Source organism: Parviterribacter multiflagellatus (assembly GCF_056863265.1).
Map to the genome: position 1 here is coordinate 267,376 of NZ_JBXPIZ010000002.1, position 18,554 is coordinate 285,929.

The following is an 18,554-nucleotide window of genomic DNA, read 5'->3' on the forward strand; positions in this document are numbered from 1 at the left end:
CCGGCATGGGTAAGCCGACCCCATGATTGGAGCGATCATCCTCGGCATCGTCGCCGGCTTCCTCGGCCGCCTTCTGATGCCCGGCCCGGACCCGATGGGCTTCATCGCGACGACGTTGCTCGGCCTCGCCGGCGCGCTCGTCGGCTTCTACCTGTTCGCCGCCATCGGGATCGGCGACAGCGACAAGTTCGATCTCGGCGGGATCATCGGGGCGGTGATCGGCGTCGTCCTGCTGCTCTGGCTGTACCGCAAGATCGCCAAGCCGGGTGAGCACCACCGCGGCAGGGCGGCACACGTGTAGCCAGCCGTACCTCGGAGGGGCGCGGCGCCTGCCAGGATGCGGCGCGTGCCGCGCGCCGCGCTCCTCGCTCTCGCCGTCGGGCTGGTCCTGGCCGACTCGTCGGTCGTCACCCTCGCCCTGCCCGACGTCTTCGTCGAGTTCGACTCGACGCCCAGCGACGTCTCGTGGGTCCTGACGGCCTACAACCTCGTCCTCGCGATCGCCGCGCTGCCGGCCGCGCTGCTCGTCCTGCGCGCGCGGCCGGGCGGCGGGCACCAGGCGGCGTGGGTCGCGCGGGCGGGGCTCGGCGTGTTCGCCGCCGCGTCGCTGCTGTGCGCGCTGGCGCCGTCGCTGCCGGTGCTGATCGCCGCGCGGTGCCTGCAGGGCCTCGGCGGCGCGGCGGTCGCGTGCGCGGCGCTCGTGCTCCTGGAGGCCGCGACGGGGAGCCGGGCCCGCGGCGCCGCGCTGTGGGGCGCGGCGGGCGCGCTGGGCGCGGCCGTCGGGCCCGCGCTCGGCGGCCTGCTGACCGAGACGCTCGCGTGGCAGTCGATCTTCGTCGTCCAGGTGCCGCTGACGCTCGTGTGCCTCCTCGCGGTGCCCGCGACGCTCACGCCGCTGCCCGAGCCGCCCGGGGAACGCCGCCCGGACGTCCGGCACCTCGTCGCCACCGGCTTCCTCGGCGCCGGGCTGACCGCCGCCCTCTTCCTCCTCGTGCTGCTGCTCGTGGCGGGCTGGCGCCTGTCGCCGCTGACGGCAGCGCTCGCCGTGTCCGTGATGCCCGTCGCGACGCTGGCCAGCGCGCGCATCCGCGGCGGCGACGTCCGGACGCGCGGCGGCGCCGGGGCCGTGCTCACCGCGGGCGGGCTCGCGGCGCTGGGGCTGATGCCGGCCGCGAGCGTCGCCTGGACGGTCGTGCCGCAGATCCTGATCGGCCTGGGCCTCGGCCTCGCGCTCGGCCCGCTGACCGAGGCCGCGCTGCACGGCCGCTCGCCGCTCGTGCTCCACGGCGGGTGGACGCTCACGGCGCGCCACGTCGGTGTCGTCGCCGCGCTCGCGCTGCTGACGCCGATGTTCACCGCCGACCTGGAGACGCAGGAGCAGCGCGCCACCGAGGCGGTGCTCGCGCAGATCCTCGACTCGCCGCTCGACCCGCGCACGAAGATCGACGTCGGCCTGCGGCTCGCGGAGGAGCTGGATCGCGCGGAGGGCGAGGTGCCGGAGGTCGGCCCGGCGTTCGCGGACATCGAGGGCCAGGACGGCGAACGCGTGCGGCTCGAGGAGCTGGAGGCCGACGTCGAGGACGAGCTGGACCGCGCGGCGACGACCGCGTTCGAGCGCTCGTTCCTGATCGCGGCCGCGCTGTCGCTGTGCGCGCTGGTCCCGCTGCTGCTGCCCGCGGGCACGCGCAGGCCCGGCCCCGCCCGGACGGAGGTCGCCGCATGAAGGCGATCCTCGCCGCCGCCATCGCGTCGCTCGCGCTCGTCGCCGTCTACCTCGCCGCCGGCGGTGGCGACTACGAGCCCTCCTCCCCGCCCGACCCCTGCCGCATCCAGGTCGAGTCGCAGGCCGAGGGCCTCACCGGCACGCTGGAGCGCGTCGGCCTCAACGCACTGGCCGGCTCGGCCTGCGACCTCGACGTCTCGCGGGAGCGGCTCCTGCTCGCCCTCGCCGGTCAGGAGGAGCTCGGCATCGACGACGACCGCCGCAACGAGTCCTTCCGCACCGGCCTGCGCGAGGCGCTGAAGGAGGAGCAGGACGCCGGCCGCGTCGACGACTCCACCGCCTTCCTGCTCGACCAGGCGATCGGGGTGCTCCCGGTGGACGCGATCCTCGACCGCCTGTTCGGCGAAGGGCTCTAACCGCCTCAGTCCAGGCGGAACGTCCCCACGAGCCGCTCGAGCTCCTCGGCGGTCGACGACAGCTCCTGGGCCGACGCGGCGATCTCCTGCGTCGAGGCGCTCGTCTCCTCGGTCGAGGCCGAGACGTGCTCGGTCGACGCGCTCGACGACTCGGCCACCTGCGCCACTGCCGCCACCTCGCCGGCCATCCGCTCCGACTCGGCCGCCAGCCGGCGGACCGCGTCGGCGATCGCGCCCGCGCGCTGCGTGACCTCGTCGACCGCGGCGCCGATCGCGCTGAACGAGTCGCGGGCCCGATCCACCGTGGCGGTGCCGCCGTCGGTGCGGTCGCCGGCCGCCTCGACGAGGCCGACCGCGCGGCGCGTCTCGCCCTGCATCTCGGCGATCAGCCCGGTGATCTCGGCGGCGGCCGCCTGCGACTCCTCGGCCAGCTTGCGGACCTCCTCGGCGACGACCGCGAACCCGCGGCCCTGCTCACCCGCACGTGCCGCCTCGATCGCCGCGTTGAGCGCGAGCAGGTTCGTCTGCTCGGCGATGCCGGTGATCGTCGCGACGATGCCGCCGATGCGGTCCGAGCGCGCGGACAGGTGGCGGATCGAGTCGGTCACCTCACGGCTCGAGTCGGCGAGCGCGCGCATCGCGGTCGACGCCTCGTCCGCGGCCGCCAGGCCGTCCTCGGCGAGCCGGCGCGCCTCCTCGGCGGTGCCGGCGGCGTCGTCGGCCTGCAGCGCGCTCTCGCGCGCGGACTCGGCGGCGCGGACGGCCGCCTCGCGGACCGCCTCCACCTGCTCGACCTGGTGCTGGGCGCCCTGCGCGACGTGCCCGATCGCCTGCGCGATCTCGCCGACCGCCTTGCCCGCCTCATCGGACGTCGCGGCCATCTGCTGGGACGCGTGGCTGACGCCGTGGGCGGTCGACGTGACCTGGCCGACGATGCCGCGCAGGTCCGCGACGAGCTTGCGGAACGCGACGCCGAGGACGTCGCGCTGCGAGCGCGGCTCCACCTCCACGGTGAGGTCCCCGGCGGCGACGCGCTCGGCGGCGTCGGCCTTCTCGCGCAGGTAGTCCACGTTGCGCCCGAACGCGGCGGCCAGGCGGCCGATCTCGTCGCGGCCGCCGACCTCGACGTCCACGTCGAGCTCGCCCTCGGCGACCTTCTCGGCGGCCTCGGTGACGGCGGTGATCGGGCGGCTGAGCCGGCGCGCGACGAAGAAGATCGCGGCGGCCACGACGAGCAGGAGCGCCACGCCGATCACGAGCAGCCGCGTCCGCAGCCGGTGGACCGGCGCGAGGATCTCCTCGGTCGGCACCGACACGAGCATCGACCACCCGCCGGTCTTCACCGGCGACCAGAAGAGCACGACGTCCTTGCCGGTGAACGGGTCGGTCGTCTCGACGCGACCGGCGCGCCCGGCCGCGATGTCGCGCGCGGCGCCCTTCAGCGCGTCGTCGTGCTTGCGCTCGGCCAGCGCCGGGAGCGTCTTGCCGAGCTGCGCCTTGTCCGGCGCGGAGATGAACGTGCCCTTGCGCGACACGAGCATCGCGTAGCCGCTGTCGAGCGCCTTGACCTTCCGGGTGGAGGCGTCGAGGGCGTCGAGCGCGCTGTCGAAGCCGGTGACGCCGATCGGCTTGCCGTCGCGCATGATCGGCGCCGAGTAGCTCGTCATGAGCACGCCGTCGTAGACGTACGGCTCGGTGACCCACAGCTTCCCCGACTTGAAGGAGCCCCACCAGTACTCGACCTCGTCCGTCTCGGGCGTCACCTCGACGGTGTCCAGGTTGAGCTTGCCCTGCGCGTCACGCGTCCAGTAGGGCGAGATCACGCCGTTGCTGTCGCTGCCGGGCGTGCCGGCGTACGCCGCGTCGGCGCCGTCGAAGGCGTTCGGGCGGTAGATCGCCCAGAGGCCGAGCGCGTCCCGCTCGCCGTCGAGGATCTGGCGGAGCATCGGCCAGATCGCGGCGCGATCGCGGCCGCGGTAGCCCTCGAGCGTGCTCGCTGTGGCGTTGGCCGCGGCGAGCTTGCCGGTGATGAGGCTGTCGACGCGGCCGGCCTCCTGCCCGGCTTGCGCGCCGACGGCGTCGTAGGCCGCCTCCTTCTCGCGGGACGTGGCGGTGGTGACCGCGTAGACGGTCAGCGCCACGATCGCGAGCGCGACGGGCGGGAGCAGGAGCAGCAGCAGCCGGGTGCGGACGGACGTGATGGCGAGTCTCATGGCAGAAGTGGAACTCGGCAGTCCCGCCACGTTCCGCACATCCCTGGACACATGGCCGATGCCCGGAGGGCCGCGGGTCCCGCGCGTCAGCGGCGCGACTTGCGCGCGCCGGGCGTCGCCTCGAGGCGCCGGCGGTCGCGCTTGGTGGGCCGCATGCCCATGTCCGCGCCCAGCGGCGGCGCCATCCTGCGCTGGAGCGCCTGCTCCTCGCGCCGCGCGATCGACTCGGGCGTCTCGGTGTAGAGCTGCTGCGCGAGCGACGCGGGGCCGCGCCGGTCGAGCGTCCCGTCCACCACGATCTCGCGCCGCACGACGCCGATGGTCACCACGAGCTCGTCGCCCGGCTTGACGTCCTTCGACGCCTTCACCCGCTGGCCGTTGACCTCGACCTTGCCGCCCTTGACCGCCTCAGCTGCCAGCGTGCGGTTCTTGAAGAACCGCGCGGCCCACAGCCACTTGTCGATCCGGACGGGGGTCGTGGACGGCTCCATCCCCCACAGGGTGGCAGGCGGTTGCCTGCGGGGCCGCCGTCGGAGAGGGTTGGCCGCATGCTCGCTGCCGCCCTCGCCACGCTCGCCGCCGCTGCCGTCCCGGCGACGGCCCTCGCGGCGCCGCTCCCCGACGACACCGCGATCACGATCGCGTCGTACGGCGGGACGACGGCCTGGATCGACGACGACGACGGCCTGGCGGTCCGCGCGGACGGGCGCACGCGGCGGATCGACATCGATCCGGTCACGGAGCTGGACCTCGGGCCCGGCCCGACCGGCAGGACGGTCGCCGTCTACACGCGCTGCCGCCCGTCGTGCGACGTGTACCTGCTCGACCTGGCCCGGCGCGGCGCGAAGGAGCTGCGGCTGGACGTGGCGTCCCGGCGCGGTGTGTCCGAGCACTCCCCCACGATCTGGCGGGAGCGGATCGCGTTCGTGCGCGGCAGCGCGACGTACGTGGCGCCCGTCGACAACGGGCGGGCGCGGCGTGTCGACATCGGCGCGCCGGAGGACGTGGAGCTCGCGCCGAGCGGGACGCTGGCCTACGCGGGGGCGTTCGACCGGGACGACGGCACCGAGGCGACCGGGGTCGCGCTGGTCGAGCTGGAGGGGCGCCGGCGGACGGCGTGGGTCGACCAGCGGACGATCGGGGAGGGCACCGCGGCCGGGTTCGGCGGCCTGACGGCCGAGGCGAACGGGCTCTGGTACGCGCGCCGGGTCGACGCGGGGTGCAGCGCGGGCCGGCAGGTCGTGCGGCGCTACGACCTGCGGCGCCGCCGCGCGGCCCGCGCACCTGCCGGGCAGGCGCCGCTGGCCGCGCGGCTGGCGCAGCTCACCGTCCCCGAGACGCCGGAGTCCGGGGACTGCGAGACGCGCTAGGCGTAGGCCGGCTCGACGACGCCGAGCAGGCTGGCCGGGTCGAGGAGCACCACGAGGCGGTCCTCGATCTTGGCGATGGCCTGGATGCCGTCACCGCTGGTCCCGGGCATCTCGTCGAGCTGCGAGGCCTCGACGGTGAGGACCTCCTCGACCTCGTCGACGATCACGCCGGCGGTCTCGCCGTCGGACTCGACGATGACGATCTTCTGGTCCTCGCCGGCCTCGACGTGCAGGCCGATGCGCAGGCCCAGGTCGAAGACGGGGATGATCTTGCCGCGGAGCGAGATGACGCCGCGGACCCACGGCTCGTCGGACGCGACCGCGCGCGGCTCGGCGTAGCGGATGATCTCCTGCACCTGCTGGATCGGCAGGGCGTACTCCTCGGTGCCGAGGGCGAAGACGACGAGCTGCTGGGTGGACTCGGGGCTGCTGGAGCTGCTGGACATGAGGGGCGCCCTCCTGATGGGCCAAGGGTCGAGGACTCCTCGTGTTCTCGGCAGCTCGGCGGCCCCGGCGCAGCCGCCCTGGACGCTTAGGCCGTCAGCTCGGCGCTCGCGTCGTCGAGCGCGGACGGGCGACCGACCGTCGCCGCGCCAACGACCTTGCCGCCGCGCCGGTAGGTGACGCTCCACTCGCCGCTCTCGAACGAGCCGCCGACCTCCTCGGCGTCCCACCCGGACGGCGCGCCGACGCACTCCAGGGTCGCCCAGTCCGACAGGTCCGACCAGAAGTACGGCACCTCGCGGAAGTCCTCGCCGGCACCGAGGATGTTGCGCGCCGCGCACTTGCCCTGGGCCACCGCGACCTCGAAGTGCTCGATCCGCCGCGGCTCGCCGTGGAGCACGCTGTCGTACTCGCACACGTCGCCCGCCGCGTACACGCCCGGCGCGCTCGTCTCCAGCGTCGCCGAGCACTTGACGCCGCCCAGCGGTCCGAGCTCCAGTCCTGCGCTGCGCGCGAGCATCACGTCCGGCACCGCGCCGACGCCGATCAGCACCGCCTGGCACTCGACGACGCGGCCGGACGCGCAGACCAGCTGCTCGACGTCCTCGCCCTCTCCCAGCAGCTTCTCCACCTGCTCGCCGGGCACGACCTCGACGCCGTGGGACTCCAGCAGCCCGCGGACCCAGCCGCCGACCTGCTCCCCCAGCGCGTTCGCCATCGGCGCCGCCTCGGGGAAGACCATCGTGGCCGGGAGCCCGAGCGTCGACAGCGAGGCCGCCACCTCGCAGGCGACGAACGAGCCGCCGACGATGCCGACGCGGTCGATGCCGTCCACGTCCGCCCGGAGCGCGTCCGCGTTGCGCAGCGCGCGCAGGTAGTGGATGCCCTCCAGGTCGGTGCCCTCGATGGGGAGCCGCCGCACGTTCGCGCCGGTCGCGACCAGCGCGTGCCCGTACGCGACGGTCTCCTTGGTCGACAGCGTCGCCTCGCGCGCGTCGGTGTCGAGCTTCATGACGCTCGTCCGCGTCAGCACCTCGACGTCGCCGGGCAGCTCGAGGAACGCGTCCTCCTTGGCCGACTTCCCCAGCAGGTACGACTTGGAGATCGGCGGCCGCTCGTACGGCGGGTCGAGCTCGCGCCCGACGAGCAGCACGCTGCCGGTGAACCCCTGCGCGCGCAGCTCCTTCGCGGACGCAGCGGACGCGGCGCCGCCTCCGATCAGCAGGACGTCGACCGCACGATCCGCCATCCGCCCGCCTCCCTAGTACGCCGCGGGACCCGTGCCGTTGGGCGCGAACTGCTCGGTGATCGCGCTCTCCAGGCCCGGGTCGAGGACGAGGAGCACCTCGTCGCCCGCGTTGATGACCGTGTCGGCCTTCGGCACGAAGCCGCCGCCGCCCTCGGGCAGCACCGAGATGATCAGCGCGCCGTCCGGCATCGAGATGTCCGCCACGGCCTTGCCCGCGGCCGGCGCGCCCTCGGTGACCGAGATCTCGATGATCTCCAGCCGCTCGGCGGGCAGGTCGAGCAGGTGGACGAGGCCGTACTGCGGCACCTCGTGCTCGATCAGGCGCAGGATGAGGTCGGTCGCGCTCACCGCGGGCTGGATGCCCAGCAGCTCGAAGTGCTGCAGGTTGCGGGGGTTGTTGACGCGCGAGATCGTCCGCTCGCAGAGGTACTTCTCCTTGGCGATCTGGCAGATGAGGATGTTGTCCTCGTCGTCGCCGGTGACCGCGATGACCAGGTCCGCGCGCTGGATGCCCGCCCGCTCGAGGATCCACAGCTCGGTGGCGTCGCCGTACTGCACGGCGTGCTCGAGCTCCTCCTCGATGATCAGGTAGCGCCGCCGGTCCTGCTCGATGAGCGTGACCTCGTTGTCCTTCTCGATGAGCTCGCGCGCGAGGTTCCAGCCGACCTTGCCGCCGCCGCAGATGACCACGTACATCTAGGCGCCCACCCCGAGCACCCGCTCGAACTCGTTGATGGCGAACTGCGTCGGGCAGATCGTCTCCAGGCCCTGCTCGGAGTACCACGCGGCACGCGCGGGATCGAGCACGCGCGCGATGACGCGGTCGACCTTGAAGCGCTTCTGCGCGATCTGCGCGATCACCAGGTTGGTGTTGTCGCCGTTGGTGGAGGCGACGAACACGTCGGCCTCCTCGATCCCGGCCTCGAGCAGGGCGTCGACCTCGAGCGCCGTCCCGACCGTGAAGCGGCCGCCGGCGTCCTCCCAGGAGGTGGGCTGGTTGGCGTCGAGGCGCTCGTGGCTGAGCGGGTCCTCGTCGAGGACCGACACCTCGTGGCCGGAGGCCAGCGCCGTCTTTGCCACGGTGGAGCCGACCCGGCCCGCACCGACGATCAGAACGAACACGGGGGCCGATGCTACTGAGCCGCCGCGGGGGCGCGGCGCGCCGCAGCGTCCTGCTCAGGCGGGGCGGTGATGATCACCCTGCACGGCGCCTTGGTGACGACGTACTTCGTGACGTCCCCGACGAACGCCTCGTTGCGCCCGCCGCCGAGCCCGCCGAGCAGCGCGCCGCCGCGGACCTTGGACGGTGGCTCGGCCGCCAGGACGATCGCCTCGACGCCGCGCCGCTTGGCCTCCTCGACGATCGCCTGACCCGCGCGACGGGCGCGGACGGTGGCCGTCGCGACCTCGACGCCCTCGTACTCCTCCCCCACCGCCTTCGCGCGCCGCAACGCCGCGCGGGCCTGCTCCCGCTGGGCGTCGGGGAGCCGCGCGTCGATCGGCAGCGCCATCGGCACCTCGAAGATCCACAGCGCCTCGATCACGGCGCCCTCGGCCTCGGCCTCGTCGACCATCTCCTCGGACGCGAGCCGCCCGGCGGTCTGGACGATGTCGTCGTCCAGCTCGTCCCCGCGCAGCGGCACGAGGATCGACCCGTACTCGGCGTCGTGGCGCTCGCGGTGCTGGAGCGCGCCCTGCGGCACCGTGACGCGCTTGGTGAGCGGCTTCTCCTCGGTCTTGCGGTAGACGACGTACAGGAGCAGCCCGGCCGCCATCCAGCCGAGGCCGACGTAGCGGGCGCCCTCGTGGAGGACCAGCACCGTGAGGAACGCGAACGCCGACGACAGCGCGCCGACGACCGCCGGGATGGGCAGCTCCCCGCCGCGGAACTGGACGTTCAGCGGCATCTTGTACGGGCGCGGCCGGTTCGGCTCCTTGTAGCGCGAGCGGATGATCGCCGCGTGCGCGATCGTGAACGCGAGCATCGCGCCGAACGCGTAGATCGAGGCGAGGAACTCGATGTCCTTGCTCAGCGTCAGCGCGGCGGCCAGCACCGCGGCGAGCACGATCACCACGTACGGCGTCGCGCGCGTGGGATGCAGCCGGCCCACGGCGGACGGGATCTGGCGGTTGGTCGCCAGCGAGTAGGCCAGCCGGCTGAGGCCGAGCATCGCCGACTGCGCCGCCGCGATCAGCGTCAGCACGGCGAGCACGGCGACGACGTACGGCAGCGAGTCGGCCAGCCACGCCGGCTCGAGCTGCGCGGCCACCCCCGCGAGCGGGCGCTCCAGGTAGGTCGTCCCCAGCTCGGTCTGCCCGTCGACCACCGGCAGCGCGCTGAGCGCCACGAGCGCGATGCCCGTGTAGACGACGAGCACCGCGGCGCCGACGCTCGTCACCAGCCGCTTGAGGCCGCGCCGCCCGACCGCCACCTCGCCCGCCAGGCCGGACGCCGACTCCAGCGACGTGAACGCGACGGTCGCGAGCGTGAGCGCGAAGACGAAGTCGGTCCACGACGGCGTGTCCCCCAGCTCGATCTGGTCGCCCAGCAGCGTGAAGTCCAGGACGGTGACGAACCCGACGACGATGATGAGCGCCTGCACCGCGATGTCGGCGATCACCAGCAGCAGGATGCGCTTGGCCCGCTGCGGCGAGAAGCCGAGCACGTTGCGCACCGCCACGTACGCGACGACGCCGAGCATGAACGCCGTCTCGCCGATCCCCGAGTCCGTCACGTCCCACAGGACCGCGAAGTAGTCGGTCGTCATGAACGCGCAGACCGCGATCAGGATCAGGAAGTCGAGCAGCACCGCCCACGCCGCGACGAACGACCACAGCTCGTTGAACGCGTAGCGGGCGAAGACGGTCGAGCCGGCGCGCTCCTGGTGCAGCGAGGCGCCCTCGACGTACGTCATCACCGCGAGCAGGAAGAACAGGCCCGCGACGAGGAAGACGACCGGCGTCAGGCCGAGCGCGTTCTCCGCGACGACGCCGAGCGTGAAGTAGATCGCGCCCGCGATGCTCGTGTAGACCACCGCGAACAGGACCGGCGAGCCGAGGCTCCGCCGCATCATCCGGGTCCCGTCGCGCTCAGCCACCGGTCGCCTTCACGTTGAGGTAGGTCCGCAGCGCGCCGAACGCGGTGATGAGGACGCCGAGGATGACGCCGATCGCCAGCGGCCCGCCGCCGCGGGCGAGCGTCGACGCGAGCATGGCCACGCCGACGAGCGTGGTGAGGACGGACAGGAGCAGGCTGGCGCCGCGGTAGGCACGCATTCGCCCCTGGAGGCTAGGCCCTACCGCGGCGGGATGGTGCTGTGCCGCTACGCGATGATCGGGATGATCAGGATCGCGACGATCTGCGAGACCTTGATCATCGGGTTGATCGCGGGTCCGGCGGTGTCCTTGTACGGGTCGCCGACGGTGTCGCCGGTGACCGACGCGGCGTGCGCCTCAGAGCCCTTGCCGCCGTACGCGCCGTCCTCGATCAGCTTCTTCGCGTTGTCCCACGCGCCGCCGCCGGCGGTCATCGCGACGGCCTGGAAGAAGCCGACGATGATCACCCCGATCAGCAGCCCGCCGAGGGCCTCCGCGCTGAGCAGGCCGACGATCAGCGTGACGACGATCGGGATGAGCGACGGGACGATCATCTCCTTCTGCGCGGCGGCGGTGACGAGCGCGACGCTGCGTGCGTAGTCGGGCCGCGACGTGCCCTCCATGATCCCCGGGTCCTCGCGGAACTGGCGACGCACCTCCTCGACCACGGCGCCGCCCGCGCGGCCGACCGCCTCCATCGAGAGCGCGGCGAAGAGGTAGACCATCATGCCGCCGAGCAGGAGGCCGATCAGCACCGCCGGGTCGTTGAGGATGAAGTCGATGGGCGTGCCGCCGTTCTCGACGAGCTCCTCGTTGAGGTCGATCCGGAAGGCCGCGAAGAGCACGAGCGCGGCGAGCACGGCGCTGCCGATCGCGTAGCCCTTCGTGACCGCCTTGGTCGTGTTGCCGACCGCGTCCAGCGGGTCGGTGACGTTGCGGACGTCCTCGGGCAGCTCGGCCATCTCGGCGATGCCGCCGGCGTTGTCGGTGATCGGGCCGAACGCGTCGAGCGCGACGATCAGCCCGGTGAGGCTGAGCTGCGCCATGACGGCGACGCCGACGCCGTAGATGCCGGCCAGGCCGTCGGCGGCCAGGATGCCGAGGACGATGACGAACGCGGGCGCGGCCGTCGCCTGCATGCCCTGGGCGAGGCCGGAGATGATGTTCGTCGCGTGGCCGGTCTGGGACGCCGCGGCGGTCTTGCGGACCGGGCTGAAGCGGGTCGACGTGTAGAAGTCGGTGATGAAGAACAGGAAGCCGGTGACGCCGAGGCCGATGAGGCTGCACAGGTACAGGTCGCCGACGCTCGCCTCGGGCAGCGCGCCGTCCATCATCCACGCGGTGATCGGGTAGAAGGCGGCGGCCGCGATGACGGCCGAGACCGCGAGGCCCTGGTACAGCGCGCGCTCGACGTTCTGGCCGCGGACGGCGAACGTGCCGATGATCGACGCGACGATCGAGACGCCGCCGAGGACGAGCGGGTAGAGCGCGACGGTCGTCTGCAGCTCCTCCCCGTCGACGCTGAGGACGCCGAGCAGCATGACGGCGACGGCGGTGACGGCGTAGGTCTCGAAGAGGTCGGCGGCCATGCCGGCGCAGTCGCCGACGTTGTCGCCCACGTTGTCGGCGATGACGGCCGGGTTGCGCGGGTCGTCCTCGGGGATGCCGGCCTCGACCTTGCCGACGAGGTCCGCGCCGACGTCGGCGGCCTTCGTGAAGATGCCGCCGCCCAGACGCGCGAAGACGGAGATGAGCGAGCCGCCGAAGCCGAGGCCGATGAGCGCGTCGACCGCCTCGCGCGGCGTGTCGTCGGCGATGGAGGTGAGGATGCCGTAGTAGGCGGCGACGCCCAGGAGCGCCAGGCCGACGACGAGCATGCCGGTGACCGCGCCGCCCTGGAACGCCGCGCTGAGCGCGGGCGGGACGCCGCCGCGGGCGGCCTCGGCGACGCGCGCGTTGGCGCGGACGGAGACGTTCATCCCGATGAAGCCGGCCGCGCCGGACAGGACGCCGCCGATCAGGAAGCCGATCGCGACCGACACGTCCTGGATCAGCAGCAGGACGACGAACAGGACGCCGGCGATCCCCGCGATCACCGTGTACTGGCGGCTCAGGTAGGCACGCGCCCCCTCCTGGACGGCCCCGGAGATCTCGCGCATCCGCTCGTTCCCCGGCGACATCGCCAGCAGGCGGCGCGACGTCACCGCGCCATAGACGACCGCCAGTGCCGCGCACACGAGCGCCACCACGACGCCGTGCTCTCTCAGGAAGTCCTCCACCTCAACCCCTCCGCAGTCCGGAAACGGCGCGCAGGGATCTCCCAGCCCCCTCGTTTCGGAGGCCACCTCCCCACGAGCGCCGCGGACTCTAAGCGAAAACCCGGATGGAAGTGCGAATCATCACGAACTCGTACGTCTGTGCGACTTGTGACGTAGTTGCACTAATCGGTTTGCGGGGTCCTCAGGGGTTGGGGAACCCGAAGGTGGAGGTGGTCGCGGTGGAGGAGGTGGCGACCCAGTCCGCGTTGGTCCTCGTGTCCGCGCCGCCCACCCGGTAGACGCTCGTGCTCGTGTCGAGGCCGCTCACGCCGCTCCAGTCGGCGGCGACCTGTGCCGCGCTCGGGTACGTGGCGTCCGAGCACAGGGCCCCGCCGCAGTCGGCGGGGAGCCACAGGCCCTCGGCCTGGATCTGCCGGAGCGCGGCGATGAAGGCGGCGGGGCTGGCCCCGCCCACGCGCTGGAAGGGCACCGCGTCCTGCGTCGTGCCGTCGCTGCCGACGACGCGCGCGACGAGGTCGTCGAACGCGAAGTTCGTGGCGGGGCCGCGGACGTCCCAGGCGCCGGCGTGGCAGCGGGCGTCCGCGCACGCGCCCTTCGTGGTCGTCTCGGTCGTGGCGGTGGTGGTCGGGCCGTAGTGGAGGACGATGAGGTCGCCGGCCTGCACGGGCAGCGCCGGGAGCGTCGCCGTGAGCGCGCCCATGCGGACCTCGGCGCCCGCGGTGACGCCGGCGCTGAGCACGCGCAGCTCGACGAGCCGGCCCGACGTCGCGGCGGGCTGGACCTCGGTGAGCTGGAGCCGGGCGGGGATCTCGTTCGGCAGCGTCACGGTCGCGGTCGCCGTGCCCAGGCGCGCGCCCGTCGCGTCGCTCAGCGCGACGGTGAACTGCTCCGGCGGCTCGGCGACGCCGTCGGCGACGAGCGGCACGCGGGCGGCCTTCGCCGTCTCCCCCGCCGCGAGGTCGACGCGGATCGGGCTCGCGTCGAAGTCGGCGGGCGCCGTCGCGGTGCCGGCGGTGGGCGTGACGGTGACGGCGGCGGGGAGCGCGCTGGGCGCATCGAGCGTGACGGTGAGCTCGGCGTGGCCGTCGGCCTCGGCGGCGGTGACGTCGGCGACCGACACGAGCGGCGCGGGGTCGTCGTCGGTGACGGTGACCGTCGCGGCCAGCTCCCCGACGGCGACCTGCAGCGTCTCGGTGCCCTCGTGGGTCGTGTCGTCGGCGAGCGGGAGCGTGATCGTCGCGTTCGTGGCGCCTGTGGGGATCGTGACCGTGCCCGTCGCGGCCGTGTAGTCGGCGGGGGCGGTTGCGGTGCCGTCGGCGGTCGCGAACGTGAGCGTGGTCGGCGTGGGTGCGGGGGCGTCGGCCTCGACGCGCACCTGCGCCTGGCCGTCGCCCTCGGCCGCGGTGGCGCCGGTGAGGGTGATGTTGGGCGGGTCGGGCGCCGGCGAGGTTGGGGCGGGAGGGGCGGGCGCGGTGGTGGTGGGAGCGGGCGCCGGTGCGACCGGGGCCGGCGCCGGCGCGGGGACGCGCGGCGTCAGCGGCCGGCCGGCCGCGCCGGTGACCAGGAGCGTCGCGGCGGCGCGGCAGTTGTCGCCCTCGCGCCGCTCGGCCACCTGCCGCGCGTCGTCCGCGCACGCGAGCACGACGTACCGCCCCGCGGGCGCGAGCGCGGGCACGGTCAGCGCGAGCCGCACGACCCGCGTCCGCCGCACCCCCAGCGCCGTGACGGGCGCCGCGCCCAGCCGCGCGTCGCCCCCGCGCCGCCGGTCGCGCGACAGGTACACCGCCAGCCGCGTCGCGCCCGCGCGCCGCGCTCCCGCGTTCCGGACGGTCACGGCGACCGCGAACGTCCCGCCGCTCGCGACCGACGCGGGCGCGCCGCGCAGCTGCGCGACGGTGAGGTCAGGACGCGCGACGGCGGCGGCCGCGACCGCCGGGATCAGGCACAGGACGACGAGCGCGCCGAGCACGGCGCGGGCGACAAGGCTCCGGGACACGCCGACAACCTAGGCGCCGGCACCGGCCGCTCGACGGTCCTCGTACGGGTCCAGGGGAAACGCCAGGGATCGCGACGGCGCTGGCGCATCTGCGCGTTCCCGCCGCGTTCGGCCGAACCGTGGCCCGTTGCGGCGCCAGGACTCGTGCATTCGTCCAGTTCTGATGCGAAACGGTCGCGGACGCGGGAAGTTCCCGTCGCCGTGGAGGCGAGGCCTCGGCCCGTCCGGCCAGTGTCCTCTGGTCGCCTCTCATCACGGATCGAGGCCTCGCCTGCACGGCATGCGTACCGCGCGCTCCGGTTTCTAGCGCGCCGCACCCCTTCGACCCAATACGCCATGCGTCCACGCCGACGCGGCGCGAACCGTCACGCGGCGGCCGTCACGACGGCCTCGGACGCGCCGCGAAGGGCCGCGAGGGCCGCCGCCTCGACCTTGAGCGCTTCGTCGTCGACGGCCGCGAGGAGCTCCACGCTGACCTCCAGCCGCTTGCCCTTCGCCCGCGCGCGCCACAGTCCGGCGAGCTCGCCGTCCTGGAGGATCGCGCCGGGCCCAGCGGTCGGACGGTGGAGGCGCTTGCGCAGCGCCGGGTCGGGTGTGAGCCAGCTGCGGTCGGGGTGCTGGAGGAGCGGGTCGCGGTCGGGCAGGAGGCGCAGCCCGTGCGCCTCGGGCGGATCGGCCAACGCCTCCACGTCGGCGAGGAGCGCGAACAGCGGCGGGCCGTCGCGCCCTTCGACCTCCACCCGCACCAGCTCCTCCTCCACCGCCGCCCACATCCGTCGCGCCTGCGCCCGCGCGAGACCGGCCCACGCGGCGAGGTCCCGGACGGTCGCCGGGGCGCTCACGCCCAGGAAGCGGCGGGCGGCGTCGAGCGGGTCGGGCTCGGGCGTGCCGGCGGCGGCGGCCGCCTCGTCGAGGAGGAACCGCCGCTGGCTGTCGCACCGCATGCCGGCCGCGACGCCCGCGTAGCGCCAGAGCATCGGCGCGACGTGGTGCGAGCCGCAGCCCGCGCACCATGGCATCAGCTCCGCGCGCACGCGCGAGCGGAGCGCCGCGTGCAGCTCGTCCTTCGTCAGGGCGGCGTCGCCGGCGAGGGCGGCCCGTGTCGCGTCGGCGACCTCCTCCAGCGCGGCCCGCGCCGACAGGCCGTGCTCAGCGAGCAGCCGCCGCAGCTGCTGGCCGAGCTGCTCGGCCAGCTCCGCGTCGTCGTCGCGCGCGAGCAGCGCCCGTCCGAACAGCGCGACGTCGCCCGGCGCGAGCGCGTGCAGCGCACCCCGCATCGAGTACGCGACGACGACGTCGCCCGCGTCGACGGCGCGGGTGTACGCCTCCGGCGTCACCGCGCGAGCCCGCGCGGCCAGCGCCACCGCCGCGCTGCCGCGCGAGAAGTCCGACACGGGCACGACCGCGGCCTGCGCGAGCGAGCCGGCCTCGCGCGCCGCCAGACCCTGCCGCGCGACCCGGAACGCCAGCACCTGCTCCCGCGTGACGACCACGCGGGAGATCCTACGCGCCGCCGGCGGCTACTGGCCGGGGATCCAGAGGCGCCCGGACGACTGCGCCGGCCCGGGGCCCTCCTGCCCGGACGGCTGGCCGGGCTCGGGGGTGCCGGTGCGCTCGGGGCCGCCCGCGGCGCCTGCGGCGCCCTCCGCCGCCGGCTGGCCGGCGAGCTGCGTGAAGACCATCTGCAGCTGCGACAGCGCCTGGCGGATCTGCGAGGCCTCCTGGAGCTGGAGCTGGTCCTCGACGAGCGGGAGCAGCGCCATCGCGCCGTCGATCGCCTTCTGGAGCTGGACCGGATCGCGCTCGTCCTCGGAGCCCTCGGCCAGGCCGGCCTTGCGGCCGCCGAGGTTGATGAGCGAGACCACCGTCTGAAGCAGGACGTCCTCGACGCGCAGCTTCTTGATCTCCGCCTCGTAGGCGGCGCGAAGCTCCTCTTCGGTGGGCTGGCGGGGCGGCGTGCTCATGCTGCGCGGACCTCCTGTGCGTAGGTCGCTCGGGTCTCCCTGACGGTGTGAGCGTAGACGTCGCGCGGCGTCAGCCCCTCGGCGAGGAGCGCGCGCTGGCGTTGGGTCGACGTCTCGGCGGGGAACGCGGGCTCGCCGAGGCCGTGCGCCTCGCGCGCCGGCGCGGTCCACGCGAGCAGCCGCTCGACCGCCGCGCGCGCCTCCACCTCCTGCAGCGACGCGAAGTCGATCAGGCGCCCGTCCATCCCGTTGCGGATGGCGCGCCACATGTTCTCCTCGACCAGCCGGCCGGGCAGCGCCGCGGCCTCGACGCCCGGGTCGAAGTCCGCCGCCGCCTGCAGCACGCACGCGGTGATGAGCGCGGCGAGCGCGTCGCTCTCCCCCGCCGTCGGCTGCGCGTCGCAGATCCGCACCTCGACGGTGCCGAACCCGAAGTGCGGCCGCACCGACCACCAGACCTGCGTGTACTCGACGATCGACTGCGTGCGCAGCAGCAGGTCGATGTACTGCGCGTACGTCTTCCAGTCCCCGTAGTGGTCCGGGACGCCGCAGCGCGGGAACGTCTTGGTGAACATCTGCGTCCGTGCCGAATGCAGGCCGCTGTCCATGCCGTCGTAGAACGGCGACGACGCGCTCAGGGCGAGCAGCGTCGGCAGCACGCCGCGCAGCCGGTCGCAGACGGAGATCGCGCGGTCCGCGCCCTGCACGCCGACGTGGACGTGGAGCGAGAACGTGTTGTTGCGCTTGGCGACCCACTGGAGCCCGTCGGCGACACGCCGGTAGTGCTCGGTGTCGATGAACTGCTGGTCGCGGTAGTCCGAGAACGCGTGCGTCCCGGTGGCGCCCAGCGCGACGCCGGAGCGCGCCGCGAGGGCGAACAGCGCGCGGCGATGCTCCCGCTGCTTGGCCAGCGCGTCGTGCAGGTCTTCCCCCCGCCCCGAGCGGATCTCGATCTCCGAGCGGATCAGCTCGCCGGAGATCGATTCCGCCAACGGACCTTCCGCCGCGTCGCGCAGCGCCTCGAACCTGGGCACGAGCTCGTGCGTCTGCGGATCGCAGACGGCGAACTCCTCTTCCAGGCCGACGGTGCCGTCCACCGAGGCCCCGAACGCCTCGTGCGCGGCGGCGAGGTCGATCACGTCAGGTAGAAGTACAGCGCATACAGGAGGTCGACGGCCGGGCTGCTGGTGTGGACCGTGACCTCCGGCGGCACCTGGAGCAGGGCCTCGGAGTAGTTGAAGATGATCTTGACGCCCGCCGCGACGAGCTCGTCGGCGATGCCCTGGGCGGCGCTGCCGGGGACGGCGATGACGCCGACCACGACCTCCTCCTCCTTGACGACCCGCTCGAGGTCGTCGATCGCGCGGACGGTCTGCGCGCCGACCTGCGTGCCGACCTTCTCCGGCGCGCCGTCGAAGATGGCGACGACCTGGAAGCCGTGGTCGGCGAAGATGTCGCTCGACGCGATCGCGCGGCCGAGGTTGCCGGCGCCGACGAGGGCGATGTTGTGCTGGCCGGCCGTGCGCAGGATCTTGCGGATCTGCGAGACGAGGGAGTCGACGTTGTAGCCGACGCCGCGCTTGCCGAACTTGCCGAAGCCGGAGAGGTCGCGGCGGATCTGCGTGGAGTTGACGTGCGTGTAGTCGGAGAGCTCCTGCGAGGAGATCGTCTCCTTGCCCATCTTCTTGGCCTGCGTGAGGACCTGCAGATAGCGGGAGAGACGCGCGGCGACCCCGAGCGAAAGACGCTCGACGGCGACCGTGCCGTTGGAGTGGTCGATGGGAGAGCCCAGGGAGGTCACGCC

The 18,554-nt window shown here is 73.8% G+C and carries 18 protein-coding genes; 4 read left to right on the forward strand and 14 right to left on the reverse strand.

Going from position 1 to position 18,554, the window contains the following annotated elements; all coding sequences use genetic code 11:
• The first annotated feature begins 22 nt into the window (after positions 1-22).
• From AC1UE5_RS04805 to AC1UE5_RS04815, 3 genes are read left to right on the forward strand one after another with little or no spacing between them, the layout of a single operon-like run.
• Positions 23-301: a GlsB/YeaQ/YmgE family stress response membrane protein gene (locus tag AC1UE5_RS04805; protein ID WP_482920938.1), complete on the forward strand. Its 279-nt coding sequence runs from the start codon at positions 23-25 to the stop codon at positions 299-301.
• A gap of 36 nt (positions 302-337) precedes the next feature.
• Complete coding sequence (locus tag AC1UE5_RS04810) at positions 338-1,723, forward strand: MFS transporter (RefSeq protein WP_482920939.1); 1,386 nt, start codon at positions 338-340, stop codon at positions 1,721-1,723.
• Entirely contained in the window at positions 1,720-2,139 is a 420-nt protein-coding gene (locus tag AC1UE5_RS04815; RefSeq protein ID WP_482920940.1) for a hypothetical protein, read from the forward strand. The genes AC1UE5_RS04810 and AC1UE5_RS04815 overlap by 4 nt, the downstream gene beginning before the upstream one ends.
• A gap of 5 nt (positions 2,140-2,144) precedes the next feature.
• On the opposite strand, the gene AC1UE5_RS04820 is transcribed toward AC1UE5_RS04815, so the two are convergent.
• Together AC1UE5_RS04820 and AC1UE5_RS04825 are read right to left on the reverse strand one after the other, a co-directional pair.
• The gene (locus AC1UE5_RS04820) at positions 2,145-4,352 is read right to left on the reverse strand and encodes a methyl-accepting chemotaxis protein (protein WP_482920941.1); all 2,208 of its coding nucleotides are present in this window, start codon (positions 4,350-4,352) and stop codon (positions 2,145-2,147) included.
• Positions 4,353-4,438: 86 nt separating this feature from the next.
• A complete protein-coding gene (locus AC1UE5_RS04825; RefSeq protein ID WP_482920942.1) occupies positions 4,439-4,843 on the reverse strand; it encodes an RNA-binding S4 domain-containing protein in 405 nt (134 codons plus the stop codon).
• Between the two features lie 57 nt (positions 4,844-4,900).
• On the opposite strand from AC1UE5_RS04825, the gene AC1UE5_RS04830 reads away from it, so the two are divergent.
• The gene (locus AC1UE5_RS04830; RefSeq protein WP_482920943.1) at positions 4,901-5,722 is read left to right on the forward strand and encodes a hypothetical protein; all 822 of its coding nucleotides are present in this window, start codon (positions 4,901-4,903) and stop codon (positions 5,720-5,722) included.
• Here AC1UE5_RS04830 and AC1UE5_RS04835 read toward each other — a convergent pair.
• From AC1UE5_RS04835 to AC1UE5_RS04890, 12 genes are all read right to left on the reverse strand, one after another.
• Positions 5,719-6,168, reverse strand: a complete 450-nt coding sequence (locus tag AC1UE5_RS04835; protein WP_482920944.1) for a chemotaxis protein CheW — start codon at positions 6,166-6,168, stop codon at positions 5,719-5,721. The genes AC1UE5_RS04830 and AC1UE5_RS04835 overlap by 4 nt on opposite strands.
• Positions 6,169-6,254: 86 nt before the next feature.
• Positions 6,255-7,415, reverse strand: coding sequence for an NAD(P)/FAD-dependent oxidoreductase (locus tag AC1UE5_RS04840; RefSeq protein ID WP_482920945.1), 1,161 nt, complete (start codon positions 7,413-7,415; stop codon positions 6,255-6,257).
• 12 nt (positions 7,416-7,427) lie between these two features.
• A complete protein-coding gene (locus AC1UE5_RS04845; protein WP_482920946.1) occupies positions 7,428-8,111 on the reverse strand; it encodes a potassium channel family protein in 684 nt (227 codons plus the stop codon).
• Positions 8,112-8,537, reverse strand: coding sequence for a potassium channel family protein (locus AC1UE5_RS04850; protein ID WP_482920947.1), 426 nt, complete (start codon positions 8,535-8,537; stop codon positions 8,112-8,114).
• 11 nt (positions 8,538-8,548) lie between these two features.
• The gene (locus AC1UE5_RS04855) at positions 8,549-10,513 is read right to left on the reverse strand and encodes an amino acid permease (RefSeq protein WP_482920948.1); all 1,965 of its coding nucleotides are present in this window, start codon (positions 10,511-10,513) and stop codon (positions 8,549-8,551) included.
• On the reverse strand, positions 10,506-10,691 hold the full coding sequence (locus AC1UE5_RS04860; protein ID WP_482920949.1) for a hypothetical protein: 186 nt from the start codon (positions 10,689-10,691) through the stop codon (positions 10,506-10,508). Before AC1UE5_RS04860 ends, AC1UE5_RS04855 begins: the two co-directional genes overlap by 8 nt.
• A 47-nt stretch (positions 10,692-10,738) precedes the next feature.
• Positions 10,739-12,790 carry a sodium-translocating pyrophosphatase gene (locus AC1UE5_RS04865; protein WP_482920950.1) on the reverse strand — a complete coding sequence of 684 codons (2,052 nt, stop codon included), beginning with the start codon at positions 12,788-12,790 and terminating at the stop codon, positions 10,739-10,741.
• Positions 12,791-12,971: 181 nt separating this feature from the next.
• On the reverse strand, positions 12,972-14,786 hold the full coding sequence (locus AC1UE5_RS04870) for a Calx-beta domain-containing protein (protein ID WP_482920951.1): 1,815 nt from the start codon (positions 14,784-14,786) through the stop codon (positions 12,972-12,974).
• Between the two features lie 365 nt (positions 14,787-15,151).
• Positions 15,152-16,279 carry a DNA glycosylase AlkZ-like family protein gene (locus AC1UE5_RS04875; protein WP_482920952.1) on the reverse strand — a complete coding sequence of 376 codons (1,128 nt, stop codon included), beginning with the start codon at positions 16,277-16,279 and terminating at the stop codon, positions 15,152-15,154.
• 27 nt (positions 16,280-16,306) lie between these two features.
• Positions 16,307-16,750, reverse strand: coding sequence for a hypothetical protein (locus AC1UE5_RS04880; protein WP_482920953.1), 444 nt, complete (start codon positions 16,748-16,750; stop codon positions 16,307-16,309).
• Positions 16,747-17,889 carry a carboxylate-amine ligase gene (locus tag AC1UE5_RS04885; RefSeq protein ID WP_482920954.1) on the reverse strand — a complete coding sequence of 381 codons (1,143 nt, stop codon included), beginning with the start codon at positions 17,887-17,889 and terminating at the stop codon, positions 16,747-16,749. Before AC1UE5_RS04885 ends, AC1UE5_RS04880 begins: the two co-directional genes overlap by 4 nt.
• The gene (locus AC1UE5_RS04890; protein ID WP_482920955.1) at positions 17,886-18,551 is read right to left on the reverse strand and encodes a redox-sensing transcriptional repressor Rex; all 666 of its coding nucleotides are present in this window, start codon (positions 18,549-18,551) and stop codon (positions 17,886-17,888) included. Before AC1UE5_RS04890 ends, AC1UE5_RS04885 begins: the two co-directional genes overlap by 4 nt.
• Between the last annotated feature and the right edge of the window lie 3 nt (positions 18,552-18,554).

Excerpts from the sequence above, each read along its gene's own strand:
- AC1UE5_RS04805 (WP_482920938.1), top strand. The coding sequence starts at position 23 with ATGATTGGAGCGATCATCCTCGGCATCGTCGCCGGCTTCCTCGGCCGC.
- AC1UE5_RS04810 (WP_482920939.1), top strand. The coding sequence starts at position 338 with ATGCGGCGCGTGCCGCGCGCCGCGCTCCTCGCTCTCGCCGTCGGGCTG.
- AC1UE5_RS04815 (WP_482920940.1), top strand. The coding sequence starts at position 1,720 with ATGAAGGCGATCCTCGCCGCCGCCATCGCGTCGCTCGCGCTCGTCGCC.
- AC1UE5_RS04820 (WP_482920941.1), bottom strand. The coding sequence starts at position 4,352 with ATGAGACTCGCCATCACGTCCGTCCGCACCCGGCTGCTGCTGCTCCTG.
- AC1UE5_RS04825 (WP_482920942.1), bottom strand. The coding sequence starts at position 4,843 with ATGGAGCCGTCCACGACCCCCGTCCGGATCGACAAGTGGCTGTGGGCC.
- AC1UE5_RS04830 (WP_482920943.1), top strand. The coding sequence starts at position 4,901 with ATGCTCGCTGCCGCCCTCGCCACGCTCGCCGCCGCTGCCGTCCCGGCG.
- AC1UE5_RS04835 (WP_482920944.1), bottom strand. The coding sequence starts at position 6,168 with ATGTCCAGCAGCTCCAGCAGCCCCGAGTCCACCCAGCAGCTCGTCGTC.
- AC1UE5_RS04840 (WP_482920945.1), bottom strand. The coding sequence starts at position 7,415 with ATGGCGGATCGTGCGGTCGACGTCCTGCTGATCGGAGGCGGCGCCGCG.
- AC1UE5_RS04845 (WP_482920946.1), bottom strand. The coding sequence starts at position 8,111 with ATGTACGTGGTCATCTGCGGCGGCGGCAAGGTCGGCTGGAACCTCGCG.
- AC1UE5_RS04860 (WP_482920949.1), bottom strand. The coding sequence starts at position 10,691 with ATGCGTGCCTACCGCGGCGCCAGCCTGCTCCTGTCCGTCCTCACCACG.
- AC1UE5_RS04880 (WP_482920953.1), bottom strand. The coding sequence starts at position 16,750 with ATGAGCACGCCGCCCCGCCAGCCCACCGAAGAGGAGCTTCGCGCCGCC.